The organism is Persicobacter diffluens, assembly GCF_036244895.1.
GTDB classification, from domain to species: Bacteria; Bacteroidota; Bacteroidia; order Cytophagales; family Cyclobacteriaceae; genus Persicobacter; species Persicobacter diffluens.
This window is the reverse complement of the sequence record NZ_BQKE01000001.1, coordinates 478,425-492,950: the sequence shown is the minus strand read 5'-3', so window position 1 is coordinate 492,950 and position 14,526 is coordinate 478,425. Positions and strand designations below refer to the sequence as shown.

The 14,526-nt window shown below is 43.2% G+C and carries 14 protein-coding genes; 6 read left to right on the top strand and 8 right to left on the bottom strand.

The window, feature by feature from the left end:
• Positions 1 to 7: 7 nt before the first annotated feature.
• The 8 genes from AAA970_RS02050 to AAA970_RS02015 all read right to left on the bottom strand — a co-directional run bounded on the left by AAA970_RS02050 (position 8) and on the right by AAA970_RS02015 (position 7,182).
• Positions 8 to 748 (bottom strand): hypothetical protein, encoded by a 741-nt coding sequence (locus AAA970_RS02050; protein ID WP_338235793.1) that lies wholly within the window; start codon positions 746 to 748, stop codon positions 8 to 10.
• Between the two features lie 146 nt (positions 749 to 894).
• Positions 895 to 2,157 (bottom strand): GTPase HflX, encoded by a 1,263-nt coding sequence (gene hflX, locus AAA970_RS02045; RefSeq protein WP_053406017.1) that lies wholly within the window; start codon positions 2,155 to 2,157, stop codon positions 895 to 897.
• Positions 2,158 to 2,273: 116 nt separating this feature from the next.
• The gene (locus AAA970_RS02040) at positions 2,274 to 2,615 is read right to left on the bottom strand and encodes a c-type cytochrome (protein WP_060685346.1); all 342 of its coding nucleotides are present in this window, start codon (positions 2,613 to 2,615) and stop codon (positions 2,274 to 2,276) included.
• Between the two features lie 78 nt (positions 2,616 to 2,693).
• On the bottom strand, positions 2,694 to 3,050 hold the full coding sequence (locus AAA970_RS02035) for a hypothetical protein (RefSeq protein WP_338235792.1): 357 nt from the start codon (positions 3,048 to 3,050) through the stop codon (positions 2,694 to 2,696).
• A 120-nt stretch (positions 3,051 to 3,170) separates the two neighbouring features.
• On the bottom strand, positions 3,171 to 3,986 hold the full coding sequence (locus AAA970_RS02030) for an alpha/beta fold hydrolase (protein ID WP_338235791.1): 816 nt from the start codon (positions 3,984 to 3,986) through the stop codon (positions 3,171 to 3,173).
• A 159-nt stretch (positions 3,987 to 4,145) separates the two neighbouring features.
• The gene (locus AAA970_RS02025) at positions 4,146 to 4,928 is read right to left on the bottom strand and encodes a ZIP family metal transporter (protein WP_053406021.1); all 783 of its coding nucleotides are present in this window, start codon (positions 4,926 to 4,928) and stop codon (positions 4,146 to 4,148) included.
• A 316-nt stretch (positions 4,929 to 5,244) separates the two neighbouring features.
• A complete protein-coding gene (locus tag AAA970_RS02020; protein WP_338235790.1) occupies positions 5,245 to 5,991 on the bottom strand; it encodes a class I SAM-dependent DNA methyltransferase in 747 nt (248 codons plus the stop codon).
• A gap of 102 nt (positions 5,992 to 6,093) precedes the next feature.
• Positions 6,094 to 7,182 carry an FAD:protein FMN transferase gene (locus AAA970_RS02015; protein WP_338235789.1) on the bottom strand — a complete coding sequence of 363 codons (1,089 nt, stop codon included), beginning with the start codon at positions 7,180 to 7,182 and terminating at the stop codon, positions 6,094 to 6,096.
• 269 nt (positions 7,183 to 7,451) lie between these two features.
• Here AAA970_RS02015 and ruvB point away from each other — a divergent pair, with 269 nt between their 5' ends.
• The 6 genes from ruvB (at position 7,452) to aroC (ending at position 14,426) form a co-directional block, all read left to right on the top strand.
• On the top strand, positions 7,452 to 8,486 hold the full coding sequence (ruvB, locus tag AAA970_RS02010) for a Holliday junction branch migration DNA helicase RuvB (RefSeq protein ID WP_053406024.1): 1,035 nt from the start codon (positions 7,452 to 7,454) through the stop codon (positions 8,484 to 8,486).
• A gap of 9 nt (positions 8,487 to 8,495) precedes the next feature.
• The gene (gene queG / locus AAA970_RS02005; protein WP_338235788.1) at positions 8,496 to 9,425 is read left to right on the top strand and encodes a tRNA epoxyqueuosine(34) reductase QueG; all 930 of its coding nucleotides are present in this window, start codon (positions 8,496 to 8,498) and stop codon (positions 9,423 to 9,425) included.
• 833 nt (positions 9,426 to 10,258) lie between these two features.
• On the top strand, positions 10,259 to 10,672 hold the full coding sequence (locus AAA970_RS02000) for a hypothetical protein (RefSeq protein WP_338235787.1): 414 nt from the start codon (positions 10,259 to 10,261) through the stop codon (positions 10,670 to 10,672).
• 5 nt (positions 10,673 to 10,677) lie between these two features.
• Complete coding sequence (locus AAA970_RS01995; protein ID WP_338235786.1) at positions 10,678 to 11,229, top strand: beta/alpha barrel domain-containing protein; 552 nt, start codon at positions 10,678 to 10,680, stop codon at positions 11,227 to 11,229.
• A 342-nt stretch (positions 11,230 to 11,571) separates the two neighbouring features.
• On the top strand, positions 11,572 to 13,053 hold the full coding sequence (locus tag AAA970_RS01990; protein WP_338235785.1) for a BatD family protein: 1,482 nt from the start codon (positions 11,572 to 11,574) through the stop codon (positions 13,051 to 13,053).
• Between the two features lie 278 nt (positions 13,054 to 13,331).
• Positions 13,332 to 14,426, top strand: a complete 1,095-nt coding sequence (aroC, locus tag AAA970_RS01985; protein WP_338235784.1) for a chorismate synthase — start codon at positions 13,332 to 13,334, stop codon at positions 14,424 to 14,426.
• The last annotated feature ends 100 nt before the right edge of the window (positions 14,427 to 14,526 follow it).

Sequence of the window (14,526 nt, the reverse complement as noted above, 5' to 3'; positions counted from 1 at the left end):
TCCCTCCTTAAAAATAATACGAAACGCCCATATTCAATTGCAACAGACTGATCTGAAAGTCAAAATTAGACTTCGTGACCTCTGTCACCTCTTCGTAATTTTCTCTTCCGGTTTCCTTACTCACATTTAACCCTAATAGACCTACCGAAACTTCGAAAGAAAATCCACTTGAAATAAAGGCTACCATTCCGGGTTGAATACCCAAACCAATCTCATAGAAATCAGTGTGAGATTTATTGATTTCTGCACCGACCGTGTTGACATTCAGGCGAGCGCCATGCTCAAAATGAAAATTCGTTTGATTGAAAAGCGCAAATCGTCCCTGTTTATCCAAGGGCAGATAATTTCTAATAAATGCCGTCGCTACATAGGACTGATTCACCGATTGCGCCAGAGTGTTCAGAGGATCTCCCTGGATGGTACGTTCATTCACCCCTCTGTTATAGCCAAATCCAATACCAACAGAGAAATTTTCTTTAACGAAATAACCCAGATTGGTTCCCATGGAGAAATCAAATTTTCTTTGATCCAAAAGCACTTGCACCAGCTGATCTTCATTCATCGCATTTCTGGTGCTGAAGGAAAATGTTAAACCGGTATGAAATCTACCTTTGGCCCGGTACTGATTAAAATCCTCAGTAGCCAATTTTTCACTAGGACTTAGTTTTGCGGCTTGCTCTTGCGCCAGCGCAATGTTGGCCCCAATTCCGAGGCACAAGACCAATGTTAGGCGTAAAATTTTTAACATGAAATTTAAAATTAGTTGCTTAAAGAAAGAGCCAAGAAGTCAGGGATTCATTTAACAATCAAATTTAATAGATTTCGTGGAGTCAAACACCTCTCCAAACAAAAAAAGCTTACCAAACCACATGATTTGATAAGCTTTTTTGTTCTCTAGCTCAGGTCAAAGTTTCCACCCCACTCCCAGTCTTCTTTTTCATAATTCGGAAAAATTTCAAAATGGCGCTCTCTTACTTTTCTGAGCACTTCCTTTTTGAATTCATCCATATTCTTCTTTTTAGAGGCTGAGATAAATACCGTGGTCTGCGCGTCTTTCCCATGATAAGTACGCTTCAGGCGTTCTATCAGATCCTCCTGTGGCTCCTCCTCATAGTCGGGGGCTTGCCCCATCTCTTCCAACATTCGACGTTCGTGTGCCTCCCTGCGCAATTGCTTTTCGTAAAGATCAATCTTATTGAAAACAAGCACTGTAGGTTTATCCGTTACCCCGATTTCTGCCAGGGTACGCTTCACCACATCAATATGCTCCTCAAAAGAGGCATGAGAGATGTCTACCACATGAATCAAAACATCCGCCTCTCGAATCTCATCCAAGGTGGACTTAAAACATTCTATCAGGGTGGTCGGCAACTTTCGGATGAACCCGACAGTATCGGTCAACAGAAAGGGAATGCGGTCGATCACCACCTTTCTCACTGTGGAGTCCACCGTAGCAAATAGCTTGTTCTCTGCAAACACATCTGCCTTTGCTACTGCCTGCATCAGCGTGGATTTCCCCACATTGGTATAACCCACCAAAGCCGCCCGCACCATGCGGTCACGGTTTTGTCGACGGGTTTGCGACTGCTTATCAATCTTGCTCAACTTATCCTTCAACAGGGATATGCGATGTTTAATGATTCGGCGGTCAGTCTCGAGTTCCGTCTCCCCGGGACCACGCATCCCGACCCCACCTTTTTGTTTCTGAAGGTGCGTCCACATGCGCGTCAAGCGCGGCAATACGTATTGGTACTGCGCCAATTCCACCTGCACCTTGGCCTGAGCCGTTTGAGCACGGATGGAGAAAATATTTAAAATCAACAGGCTTCGGTCCAGAATTTTACACTGAAAGTGATTTTCCAGATTTCGTACCTGCGAAGGCGAAAGGTCATCATCAAAAATGACCATATCAATATCATAAGCCGTCACGTAGGCTTCAATTTCTTCCAGCTTACCCGAGCCTACATAGGTACGCTTATCCGGGTGATCCAGATTCTGCACAAATTTCGCCTTTGTGATGGCGCCGGCCGTAGTGGCCAAAAATTCCAGCTCGTCCAGATATTCCTCCGTCTGTTCCGGGCGTTGTTGTCTGGTAGAGACTGCCACTAAAACAGCGGTTTCAATTTTGGCACTGGTGGTTATTGATTCTGCTTTCATATAATCTTTTCCTGCATGCTGCCGGAGCAGTAATGCGATAAAATCATGGTTGCTACTCGTTTAATGAAATAGCGGTGTATTTAAAACGGCGTCCCCATCATTTTATTTTTCTTTTCTTAAAGTTTGTCCAAATACTTTGCCACAGCTTCAATTTCCTGCGGACTCAGTACATCTTCAAAGGCATTCATATCGCCTTTTCCTTTACGGATGATCTCTATGCGCTCTTCTATGGTCATTTGAGTCTGGCTCAAATCCGCAGAATTGTACATTCCTTTCTTACCATCCCAACCATGACAGGTATTACAGGCCGCTTTTCGATAAGCTTTTTTGCCCGGATCTACCTGTGCCACTTTTTTGGGCGCTTCCTGTTTTTGCTGGCTTTCTTTTTTCTCACTCCCGCCACAAGCACTTACCAGCACTATCATTAGGGCCAAAAGGCCGAAGACTAAATTCTTCATGATTCCTATAGGTTTAAAATAGCAAAAGGGTAGGCCTTTAATAGACTTACCCTGCTGCTTTCATTAGGTTATTTTCAATTATACGTTACCGTAGTGCAGCAACATATAAAGTAAAAGCAATGTAAATGAACCAGCCGATATACCGGCCAGCACTGCATTCTTCTTTCGAAAACCGATGATTCCCAGCGGAGTTCCTACCAGAACGATCGCCAACTTCAAAAGGAATAGGTGATTCCCAAATAAGCCGGAGGCCATCCATAAGTATAATCCTGTAAGCAAGACTAATGTCCCCAGTATCATGTCGGCTACTTTTGTTTTAGCGCGGAGGGCATCCACTTTTTGCGGAGCCGCCAGCATCATCACAAATTTAAAGACAATCCAAAGGGTAAAAAGGATGACTACAGTCGTATGTAAATGCTTTATTCCTGTAAGCATAAGGGTTATGGTTATGATTGTAAGGTTTTTGTTGCTCCTTGGAGCATTGATTGTTATGCAAATATATTACAATCCCTACATAATCCGTAACAGGCAGGAAAAAATCCTAATCCGATAATTCTATAATCGCATAGACTTGGCGTGTTGCCCTAAAAATGCCAAAGCCTCTTCATTAAAAAAGGCCGGCGCCTCCACATTACAAACATGCCCACAATCTTGTGCCACCTTCAATAGCGAATTAGAATGCCGTGCGACCATTTCCTTTACCGGCTGCAGGAACATATGATCCTGCGCACCCATAATGTAAAGGATAGGGGTTTTGATTTCCTTTTCTCCAAAAAGCTTCAGCAGCGGATTCACCTCATTGGTCAGCTTAAACCAGCGAAGAAATTCTTTTTGTGCCAACTTTCGGGCTTCCCGAATAAATAAGTTTCTGGACTCCTTATGATTGTTTTGTGGCATAATGATAAATGCCAAAATGGAATACAACCACATATAAGGTACAAAGCGTTTGGTCCATTCGGCAATGCGAATCAAAAATCGACTGCTCAGCTTCAGTCGGGTTACTGCGCCCCCCATAATCATGCTGGTGACCATTTCCGGTCGAATTTCAGCAATGGTTCTGATGACAATCGTCCCTAAGGAAATACCGACAAAATGCGCCTGCTTCAATTCAAGATGATCCATCAGCCTGATCACATCCTCGGCCACACTATTAAAAGTGTATTGCGTATCTACCAAATTCTGAATAATCTCCTTGGATTGTCCGTGTCCTCGCAGGTCTAATAATAGAACATTATATTGTTTTTTAAACTCCCGCAACTGCTTGAACCAGATGGAAGAACTTCCCCCGGCTCCATGCACAAAGACCACCCAATCGTGTTGATCTGAAAGTTTAAATATTTTATGATGTAATAAAGCGCTCTTCTCCCTCATACAATTTTGCTGTTTAAACACCGGTCAGTGAATAACTCTTAGACCACTGCCTGCCTTATTTGTAACAGTTCGTTAACGCTTTTTGCCGAAAAAAATTAACATTCTTCCAAAAAGCATTCGCTTCCATGGACATTTCGGACAAACAACGTCAATGTATGTTTAAAAGGGAAAAAACTCCGTACTTACCGCAATCAGGGAACCTAAAAGCATTGCTCCAAAGCCTTTCCAGCTTTTATGCGCTTTCCCCGTATTTTCAAAGAAAATAGTACTGGAAATATGTAAAAAGCTACCGGTTACCAAGGCAGAGATCCATCTCAGGTGTTCATCCTCCACCCAGCTGGCATCCCCTAATGCATGCGCCATCAACGCCCCCACCGGAGAGGCCGCCGCAAACAACAGCAAGATGACAATGGTGCGGTTCTTCATGGTTTTTCCATGATTCAGCAAAGCGGTTAAAGCAAATGCCGCCGGTAATTTATGAAGCATAATTCCCAGCAATAGGTTATTGCCGTGATAATGCCCGTGAGATAACTCATGCCCGCTTAAAGCTCCATGGCCTAGCATTGCCCCTTCCAGAATAGAGTGAATCCCCAAACCAATCAATAACACCCAGGGGGACAGCTTATCCTGATGACCATGCCCACCAGAAGCATGAAAATGTCCGTGTTCTATCCCTCCGGATAGTTTTTCCAAAATTACCTGAACGAAAAAGCCCATCAGAATCAAGCCTCCTAATAAGGTTTCATCCATCAGGCTGTGATCATGGCCGGCATCAAAATGGAATAATTCCGGAATTTGGTGCACCACCGTGAGGGCAAATAAGTAGCCTCCGGCAAAATTAAGTATTTCTCTAAAATCAGGTTTGAACTTTTTAGAAATCCAAGGTTGGGCGAGCCCCGCTAAAAGCGTAGCAAAAAAGAGAACCGATAAGGTTAGCCACATATATAATTAATCCTAAAATCCTTTTTATCGCAACAAGGTGGCAAGTTAAGGGAATTTTATGAAATCATATTCATTAAAATAAAGATTCCTTTATTCGAATGGTGCACAGTCCGCCGCTGCAAACCATTGCAATATTCTTATTTACTGATCATTAAAGCTGTTTTTCTATTTTTATAAGCCGGATTATTCCTGTTTAAACCCTCTTTTAACTGCAAAGGGGGAAATGAAGGGATAATTCCCTATTTCATTTATTTCCAAAGCAGCAGAGGAATGAGGCTTTAAGCGTAATCCGTCATGGTTAAAGACTCCTGGCCAGTTAAGGTCTCCTGGCCACAAATATCATCCGGTCAGACTTTTGGGCATCATATTCATTAAGGTAATAATCCCCGTAAACCTGCTGCACCTCTAAACCCGCCGCTTCAAAATATTGGATAAATTCTTTCTTGGAAATGGCTTTCACTCTCTCCTGAAAGTGGAAAGGACGATTCTCATCCTCGAACCAAATATCCTTCACAATAAAGTGCTGATCGTCTACCTGTCGGGTAATACAGAAATTAATCTCCTCCACGGTCTTACGTTCCCGACCCACCAAATTGCTGATCACTTTATCCGGATTCAAAAAATCCAAGACAAAAACACCCCCTTTTTTCAAAGCTTGTGCTGCACTTTCAATGGCCTGCTGATTTTGTTGTTCTTCTGCGAAATAACCAAAGGAAGTAAAAAGGTTCAGCACATAATCAAACTGCTTCACGCCCTCCGCAAATACCCTGCGCATGTCATGGATATAAAAATGCAAGTGACTATTTCCGGACTGCCGGGCAGCTTCCACATTTTGGGCGGAAAGATCCAGACCTACCACATCGAAACCCAATTTATTTAAATAGATACTGTGCCGCCCTTTTCCACAGGCCAAATCCATCACTTTAGCTTGCTTTGGAAAAGCCAGTTTTTCCACCAGTCGACTGATGAATTGTTGGGCTTCGGTATAATCCCGGTCTTTGTATAGAATATGGTAATAAGGAGAATCAAACCATTCTCCAAACCATTCTTTTTTTGTTGTCATCCTTGAAACTGTCATAGAACAATTCTCTGGCAATAAGTAAGTTATTCCAATAAATATCCCCTAAGGGAATTTATCAATTAAATATTTAGAAAGATTATCCCTTTATCGAATGTTGACCATGGCTTTTTCAGCACCTTTGGTCGCATAAATTTTCATTTTTCCTTCGGCATCGGAATAAATCAAATACCCCTCCAAAGCAGGCTGGCTTTCCAGTATAGCAATGGATTTCTCTACTCCCATCACCATAAAAGCCGTTGCGTAGGCATCTGCCAGCATGCAGTTTGGCGCCAAAACCGTCGCACTGAGTAAACTCCTTTGCACCGGATAACCCGTCTTTGGATCAATGGTATGGGCATATTTCACCCCATTTTCCACATAGTAATTGCGGTAATTTCCACTGGTGGCCATCCCCTGATTTTCCACTTTAATCGCGGCATACAATTGACGCTTAACGCCCCGTTCAGCTAATTCTTCTGCCGTTAGGGGCTCATCAATCCCGATAACCCATGGCATATTTTTATCGCTCAATCCATGGCAAACTACTTCACCACCAATCTCTACCATTAAATGCTCCACCCCCTGTGCTTTTAAATAATCAGCAACTACGTCCACACCATAACCTTTGGCCAAAGCGTTAACGTTCAGCTGTACTTCCGGGCGTTCTTTTTTTACCTCTTCCTGATCAAATACAATGGAGGGAAAGTCCAGCAATGCCAATAAACTATCCACCTTTGCCTGGCTCATCTTCGTACGGTCCCCGGCACCAAAACCCCAGGCTTTTGCCAGAGGACCAATAGTGGGATCAAATGCCCCGTCTGTTATTTCATAGACCTCTTTGGAAGCCTCCAATACCGGATAAAAATAGGGACTTTTATATTTCAACCGCTGCTCCCGGTTAAACTGTGAAATCTCGGAATCGGCGATATAAGTAGAAAGTGCCTGATTAAAATCCAAAAGCACAGAGTCTACCTGCTGTTTATAATTCCGCTGGCTCTCATCCAAATACTTGATATGATAGGTAGTCCCCATGGTGTTTCCCTCAAAATAGACCAGTTTGGAAGCATTCTCTGCCAAATCCTGACCATACTTTCGCTCGCGATATTGCTGAACGGCAAACATAAGCCCCAATAACACAATGGGGTATATTAATGATTTGGTATTAAAGCGTGGTCGGTTTCCTTGATTACTCATGATTATTAACAATTTCACTGCAAAAATAAGGGCTTATTGTCCTGATTCCCAAAAAGCAGGACTTTTGTTGTGAATTTATTGCCTGTATTCCCCAAAATCAGAAAATAGAGGGAGGAAAAAGAAAGCAAAAAACATATTCGCCAAAAAAATGTCATAATTTCCGCCACTCTTGATGGATAAATTTTTCCTAATCCTTATTTTTGCGCCATCCATATTTTGGATAACTTCGATTTGAAGCGAAAACATTTGTTGAATTAAGGCCAGAACGCATGCGCGAAGACTATTTAAGCGGAGACGAAGAACACTTAAGTCCCAAAGAGAAAGAATTTGAGAAGGCGCTTCGACCGCTGAGCTTTGCCGATTTTACCGGGCAGGAGAAGGTTTTGGAAAACCTGAAGGTCTTCGTTAGCGCTGCTAAAAAACGTAACGAGCCATTGGATCATGTGCTTTTACATGGCCCTCCGGGCCTAGGTAAAACCACCCTATCGCACATCATCGCCAATGAGCTGGGCTCCAACATTAAGGTCACTTCCGGGCCTGTTTTAGACAAGCCCTCTGATTTGGCAGGCCTGCTTACTAATCTGGAGGAGCATGATGTACTATTCATCGATGAAATTCACCGATTAAATCCGGTAGTAGAAGAATACCTGTATTCCGCTATGGAGGATTATAAAATCGACATCATGCTTGATTCCGGACCTAATGCACGCACTGTGCAGATTGGTCTGAATCCATTCACGCTTATCGGCGCCACCACCCGCTCCGGCTTACTTACCGCTCCACTGAGAGCTCGCTTTGGTATCAATGCCCGACTGCAATATTACGATGCCCAGCTGCTGACCAAGATCGTGGAGCGCTCCTGTCATTTGTTAGGAACTCCTATTGATGAGGAAGGCTCCTACGAAATTGCCCGCAGAAGCCGGGGAACACCAAGGATTGCCAACAACCTGTTGCGCCGTACCCGGGACTTTGCGGATATTAAAGGAGATGGAAACATCAATATGGACATTGCCCAAATGGCATTGGAAGCCCTGGACGTAGACCATAATGGTCTGGACGAAATGGACAACCGCATTCTGAGCACCATCATCGAAAAATTCAAAGGAGGACCGGTAGGCATTAGCACCATTGCCACCGCTGTGGGAGAAGAGGCAGAAACTATTGAGGAAGTTTATGAGCCATTCCTGATTCAGGAAGGTTATATTAAGAGAACTTCCCGAGGACGGGAATGCACCCTACTAGCCTATGAACATTTAGGGATCAGCCCACAACAAGACGCTACACAGGGATCATTATTTGGATAATATTCAGCTTTGAACAATACGGCAGCACATACCGCTATCCTAAAAGAGGAGGCAAAAAGACTAGGATTTAATTTTGTAGGCATTGCCCGGGCAGATTTTTTAGAAGAAGAAGCCCGCCCACTGGAACAATGGCTAAAAAATGGCTACCAGGGAAAAATGCAATACCTGGAAAATCATTTTGACAAAAGACTGGATCCCCGAAAATTGGTCGAGGGGGCAAAATCGGTGGTTTCTTTAGTCTATAATTATTTCCCTCAGGAAGATTTGGCCCAGGCTGGAGCATATAAAATTGCCAAATATGCCTATGGGAAAGATTACCATTTCATCATTAAAGACAAGCTAAAGGAGTTGATTTCCCAACTACAGGAGCGAATTGGGGAAATTGATGGACGGGCTTTTGTGGATTCTGCTCCGGTAATGGAAAGACAATGGGCGCAGAAATCAGGTTTGGGCTGGATTGGTAAAAACAGTTTGCTGCTCAATCGCCAAATGGGAAGTTTTTTCTTTTTGGCCGAACTCATCATTGATCTGGAACTGGAACCGGATGTGCCCCTGGCCAAAGATTATTGTGGCAGCTGCACCCGATGCATTGATGCCTGCCCAACTGCCGCCATCGCCCAAGCGGGCGTTGTTGATGGCAGCAAATGCATTTCCTACCTCACCATTGAGCTTAAAGATAGTATCCCGGACACCTTCAAAGGACAGATGGAAAACTGGATTTTTGGTTGTGATATTTGTCAGGACGTGTGCCCTTGGAATCGATTTTCTAAACCTCACCAGGAAAATCAGTTTTATCCACATCCTGCCCTGAAAGATATGCACAACAGGGACTGGGAAGAACTAAGCCGGGAGCTCTTCAATGAAATATTCCGAAAATCAGCGGTAAAACGCACAAAATTAGAGGGTTTAAAACGAAACATTTCTTTTATAAAGGAGTAGCCACACGCTCAAATTCGCCCTTTAAGCTTTCCAATTTTCATACTTATCCACCAAAATAGTGGATTGTGGAAAACTATTGTGGAAAAGTTGGGCGAAATCCGCCATTACCCACACTTTTCTCCTGAATTTTTAGATTTCCGCCAATTTTTCGTCTAAAAATCGAACTTTCTCAAGCTCAGATGTGGATAACCGGCATACGAGCTTTGATTTTCGAGCCCTCAACTTCTTAAGTGTGGATAAATAAGCCGTAATCTATAATTTTCGAAATAGCATTTAAGCAGAATTAGGCCGGATTATTCATGCTTCCATCCTCTTTTAGCTGCAAGGGGGAAAAATGAAGGAATAGTCTCCTATTTCGAGTTTTTTCCAACGAAGCAGATGAATGAGGAGAAAGCAAGCTTGCCCAAATTTGGGCTATTATAATCTAGAGAAAATAAATTATAATAAACTGAATTCAAGTCACTTACACTTAGTTGATAAATTTAGCGGTGAATAATTCGGGTTAGGCATGCTCAAATCCTCCTCTAGCGGCAAGGCGGTAAAAATGAAGAGGAAGGTTCCTATTTCGAGTTTTTTCCAACAAAGCCAATGAAGGAAGGGATAGTAATTTCCCCAATTTCGGACCATCAAAAACAACGATAGCGAACTGATCAAAAACTCCTTGATCAGCCCCGAGACCTAATAGGTGGGCAATTCGTGTTAATTTTTCCCAGACCAGCATATCTCCCTTTAAATTCCAGTACTTTTTCCGTCGGATGGCCGTTAAAAAAAAGAGGTTTTGTATACCCGACAGTTTTTTATACTTTTAATCTACATTGTGCTATTTAAATTATATGAGAGTTTTAGAGAACAAACCATTCATTTGGATTGCCTCCTCCTTATTGCTTTTACTTTTATCCTGCATTATTCCTGAAAAAGCCAGTGCACAGGTTTTAACCCCTAACACACAGGCTCCGGGCATGCAGTATTCGAAAAAGAAAGAAAAGCAAATAAAGAAGGCAGAAAAGAAAAGGCAAAAAGCCTTGAAAAAGGCTCAAAAAGATGGAAAACTATCCAATTCTTTTGATCAGGCCGTCATTGAAGCCAAAGAAAGGCAGAAACAGAACGCCATTAAAAGAGCCCGGATGGAAGAAGAAATGAAAAAACCGCAATATTCGGATCCCTCTTATTTCGGACATAAAAAGAAACCGAAAAAAAGACCCCCCGGGAAAAAGAAATATTGTAAGGAATGTGAAATGTACCACTAAATTTTATGCTTAACGTACGCTATTCTAATATTGTAGCGACTGCCGAAATTGATGCACAAAAACTGGAAAACCAGCTCCAGAAGCAGCCTTCCTCCAAAACGGAAATGCTTTTTGTGGCTCCATTTTGGGCAAAAAAAGCCCTTAGAGATGCAGCGGACAAAGAAAAATTAGGCGTCATTTTGGACTTTCCCTATGGCAATAGCCGGTCAGAAAGCATTCTGACCGGGGCACAAATTGCATTAAATGAAGGAGCCAAACATGTCGCCATCACTTACCCCTATGGCGCTCATGCTTCCGGGATGAATTGGCCCAAAATTCTTTTTGCCCAGCTGTCCAAATTAGTGCATTCCAATGAAGGCCTGCTTTGGGTATACCTGGACACCGATCACCTGCCCGAACCCTTATGGGCACAAGCCCTAAACTGGATCAAAAATGCCGGGGTAGACGGAATAATTTTAAGCCAAGATCAGGGAAACCATCCGGTAAATCAGCAAACAATAGATTTTGCCCTGCAAACCTTAGCCCCTCAATTATGGGTGCATTTATTCCAAAAATGACACAAAAAACCCCAATGGAAAAATCCATTGGGGTCTGTAAAGTCTTTGGGCAGGTTATGCGAAAGCCTCATTAAGAATGTTTCCGTATTGGTCACCGTATTCGCGATAACACCAGTTTTGAAGAGCTAGTTTTTCCACAGGCACACAATATCCAAGTGCTTTGATCAGTTCTTTTCTAAAAAGATAGGGATCGAAGCTTACTTTAGACAAAATAGTCTTGCAATAATTTAGCATGTTAATAAATTTAGTCCCACCAATGAAGGTGTTTTAAAAAGATTATTATTTAGGGGATTTAATAAATGTCTTACTTTTGTAAGAACTCAAAAAAGTAATTGTTTTTGCATGCGCTGTAATTCAAAAATATCTTATGTACTTTTTCTGGTAGGATTGATGCTTCTACCGCAGTATACGATGGCACAGGATGAAAAGGTTTCACTCATTTTGGGATCTTCCGACATCGGTATGAATCAAATGTACACCATTACCATTCAGGTAGAGAATGGAAGGCTAAAAGGATACTCGGACTTCCCTGAAATTGAAGGGTTTGTCATGAGAGGAACTTCCTCTTCCAGTTCCACCAACATCGTGAACGGGCAAATATCCTCCACCCAAAAACTTACTCAAAACTATGCCCCCATGCGGGAAGGGACTTACCGGCTCTCGTCTTTTGAAATGACGGTAAATAATCAAAAGATTTCCTCCCCGGGCGCCACGATCAAAGTTGGCCCTGCCAAACAACAAAGTCGCCAGCGAGGATTTGATCCTTTTGGAGATCCTTTTGGGCGTGACCCCTTCGATGATTTTTTTGGCCGAAACAACAGCCAGCCGCAGGAATTTGTAGACGTAAAAGAGGATGCCTTTTTTGCTTTGTCTACCAGCAAAGAGGAGGTCTATGTCGGGGAAGGCTTTAACTTAAGCCTGGCCTTTTATGTGGCAGCCAATAACCGCGCCCCAATGGACTTCTATCAGCTTCCCGAGCAGGTGGCCGAGATGACCAAGAAGATCAAACCTGCTAATTGTTGGGAGGAGAACTTTAATATTGACCGTGTACAGGGCATTCCGGTCACCATCAACGGCAAAACCTATACCCAGTACAAATTGTATCAGGCGACTTATTTCCCTTTGAATACCGGAGAAATTGATTTCCCTTCATTGGAATTGAAAATGATCAAGTACAAGGTGGCCAAGCAACAGTCCTTTTTTGGCAGAAATCGAAAAGAAGATTTTAAATCTTTCCGTTCCAGATCCAAAAAAGTAAAAGTAAAGGAGCTTCCTGATCATCCACTCAAAGACAAAGTGGCGGTAGGCCGATACCGATTAACGGATAAATTAAGCCTGAAAGAACTGGATGCCGGTAAAAGTTTTGAATATGCATTTACCGTATCCGGCAGAGGCAATATTGCCGCCATTGATCAACCGATACAGGCAGATAATAAAGACATTGAATTTTACCCACCCAACATTCGTCAGAATATCAACCGGAATAACAACCGCGTGACAGGTTCCAAAACCTTCACTTTCTATGGTATTCCGCGCGAACCGGGCGAGTACAATTTGGGGGACTTCTTCCAGTGGATTTACTTTGATCCGGACAAGGAGGTTTATGATACCCTTCGTCCAAAGGAAACCATCAAAGTCACCGGGAAAAGCCAACAATTCCTGACGATTGAATCCAATCAGCTGGGAAGCTTCTATGATAAAATCAATTTAGAAAGCAATGATTTAAAACCATTGCAATCGCCTAATTATTGGAGATGGATCGGGAACACCCTCATCCTGCTTTTAATGGGAACCATGGCATTTTTCCTGATCCGGAAGCCGTAGACCGAAATATTCATAGTTACATCCTCCATGACCTGTAAGGCGGAAAAAAGGAAGGATTTTTCCTATTTCGAGTTTTTTTTCAACGAAGTAGATGAAGGAGGAGAAAGCAAGCTCAGCCCAATTTGGCTGATTGAAAAATCAGCTAATCAGTCCAACGAACTGATTAGCTAATTTCTTAGCGTAAATCCAAGTCAGGCGGTAAATAATTCGGATTAGCACCTTGAACACCAGGCCTTCGGGCCAATGAACGCACACATAAAAATTTAAGCATTTCGACCATGGGAAATATTTTTGGACGAAAATTTCGCATCACTACTTTTGGGGAATCCCACGGCAGAGGGTTAGGCGTCACGATAGACGGATGTCCTGCCGGAGTTCCCATTGATGAGGAATACATTCAGACGGAATTAGATCGCCGTCGCCCGGGTCAGTCAAAAATCACCACTCAACGCAAGGAGGGGGATAAAGTGGAAATTCTTTCGGGAGTTTTTGAAGGACTGAGCACCGGCACGCCAATTGGCATGATCATCATGAATCAGGATCAGAAGAGCAAAGATTATTCGCATATCGCAGAATCTTTCCGTCCTTCCCATGCCGATTTCACCTATCATGAAAAATATGGCCACCGCGATTACCGTGGCGGCGGGCGTAGTTCTGCCCGGGAAACTGCCGCCAGAGTAGCGGCAGGAGCCGTTGCCAAGAAAATGTTGGCTCATTTTGGTATAGATTTCAAAGCCTGGGTTTCTCAGGTAGGCCCATTGAAGCTGGATAATCATTACCAGGCGCTGGATCTTTCCGCCATTGAATCCAATATCGTTCGCTGCCCGGATGCAAATATGGCTGAAAAAATGATCGAGCTGATTGACGATACCCGTAAAAAGCGGGATACCATTGGCGGCGTCGTTTCTGCTGTAATTTCCGGAGTTCCTGTAGGACTGGGAGAACCGGTGTTTGATCGTTTAAATGCCGAATTAGGCAAAGCCATGTTAAGCATTAATGCGGCCAAAGGTTTTGAATATGGCAGCGGATTCGAGGGGGTGAGCATGTATGGTTCGGAGCACAATGATAAATTCTTCACGGATGAAAATGGACAGGTAAAAACTGAAACCAATTACTCCGGTGGTATTCAGGGAGGCATCTCCAATGGGCAGGATATTTTCTTCCGGGTAGCTTTCAAGCCGGTGGCCACCATCATGATTGACCAGGAAAGCATTGATATACACGGCGGAGCTGTAACAGTCAGCGGAAAAGGAAGACATGATCCCTGCGTGGTCCCAAGAGCCGTTCCCATAGTGGAAGCCATGGCTGCCCTGGTGATTGCAGACCATTTTATGCTGAACCAATCTACACGTTTGGATCAGTTAAAAGCCTGATAAAAAAGGGAGCTATCTTAAAATGGCTCCCCTTTTTGTTTAAAAACAGGGCTTTATTGGATTCTTCCAAAAATGTTTGGAAAGCCCGGTGGTATTGCGT

Excerpts from the sequence above, each read along its gene's own strand:
- ruvB (WP_053406024.1), top strand. The coding sequence starts at position 7,452 with ATGCGCGAAGACTATTTAAGCGGAGACGAAGAACACTTAAGTCCCAAA.
- AAA970_RS02040 (WP_060685346.1), bottom strand. The coding sequence starts at position 2,615 with ATGAAGAATTTAGTCTTCGGCCTTTTGGCCCTAATGATAGTGCTGGTA.
- AAA970_RS02030 (WP_338235791.1), bottom strand. The coding sequence starts at position 3,986 with ATGAGGGAGAAGAGCGCTTTATTACATCATAAAATATTTAAACTTTCA.
- AAA970_RS01995 (WP_338235786.1), top strand. The coding sequence starts at position 10,678 with ATGCTTAACGTACGCTATTCTAATATTGTAGCGACTGCCGAAATTGAT.
- AAA970_RS02050 (WP_338235793.1), bottom strand. The coding sequence starts at position 748 with ATGTTAAAAATTTTACGCCTAACATTGGTCTTGTGCCTCGGAATTGGG.
- AAA970_RS02035 (WP_338235792.1), bottom strand. The coding sequence starts at position 3,050 with ATGCTTACAGGAATAAAGCATTTACATACGACTGTAGTCATCCTTTTT.
- aroC (WP_338235784.1), top strand. The coding sequence starts at position 13,332 with ATGGGAAATATTTTTGGACGAAAATTTCGCATCACTACTTTTGGGGAA.
- AAA970_RS02020 (WP_338235790.1), bottom strand. The coding sequence starts at position 5,991 with ATGACAACAAAAAAAGAATGGTTTGGAGAATGGTTTGATTCTCCTTAT.
- AAA970_RS02000 (WP_338235787.1), top strand. The coding sequence starts at position 10,259 with ATGAGAGTTTTAGAGAACAAACCATTCATTTGGATTGCCTCCTCCTTA.
- AAA970_RS01990 (WP_338235785.1), top strand. The coding sequence starts at position 11,572 with ATGCGCTGTAATTCAAAAATATCTTATGTACTTTTTCTGGTAGGATTG.
- hflX (WP_053406017.1), bottom strand. The coding sequence starts at position 2,157 with ATGAAAGCAGAATCAATAACCACCAGTGCCAAAATTGAAACCGCTGTT.
- AAA970_RS02025 (WP_053406021.1), bottom strand. The coding sequence starts at position 4,928 with ATGTGGCTAACCTTATCGGTTCTCTTTTTTGCTACGCTTTTAGCGGGG.
- AAA970_RS02015 (WP_338235789.1), bottom strand. The coding sequence starts at position 7,182 with ATGAGTAATCAAGGAAACCGACCACGCTTTAATACCAAATCATTAATA.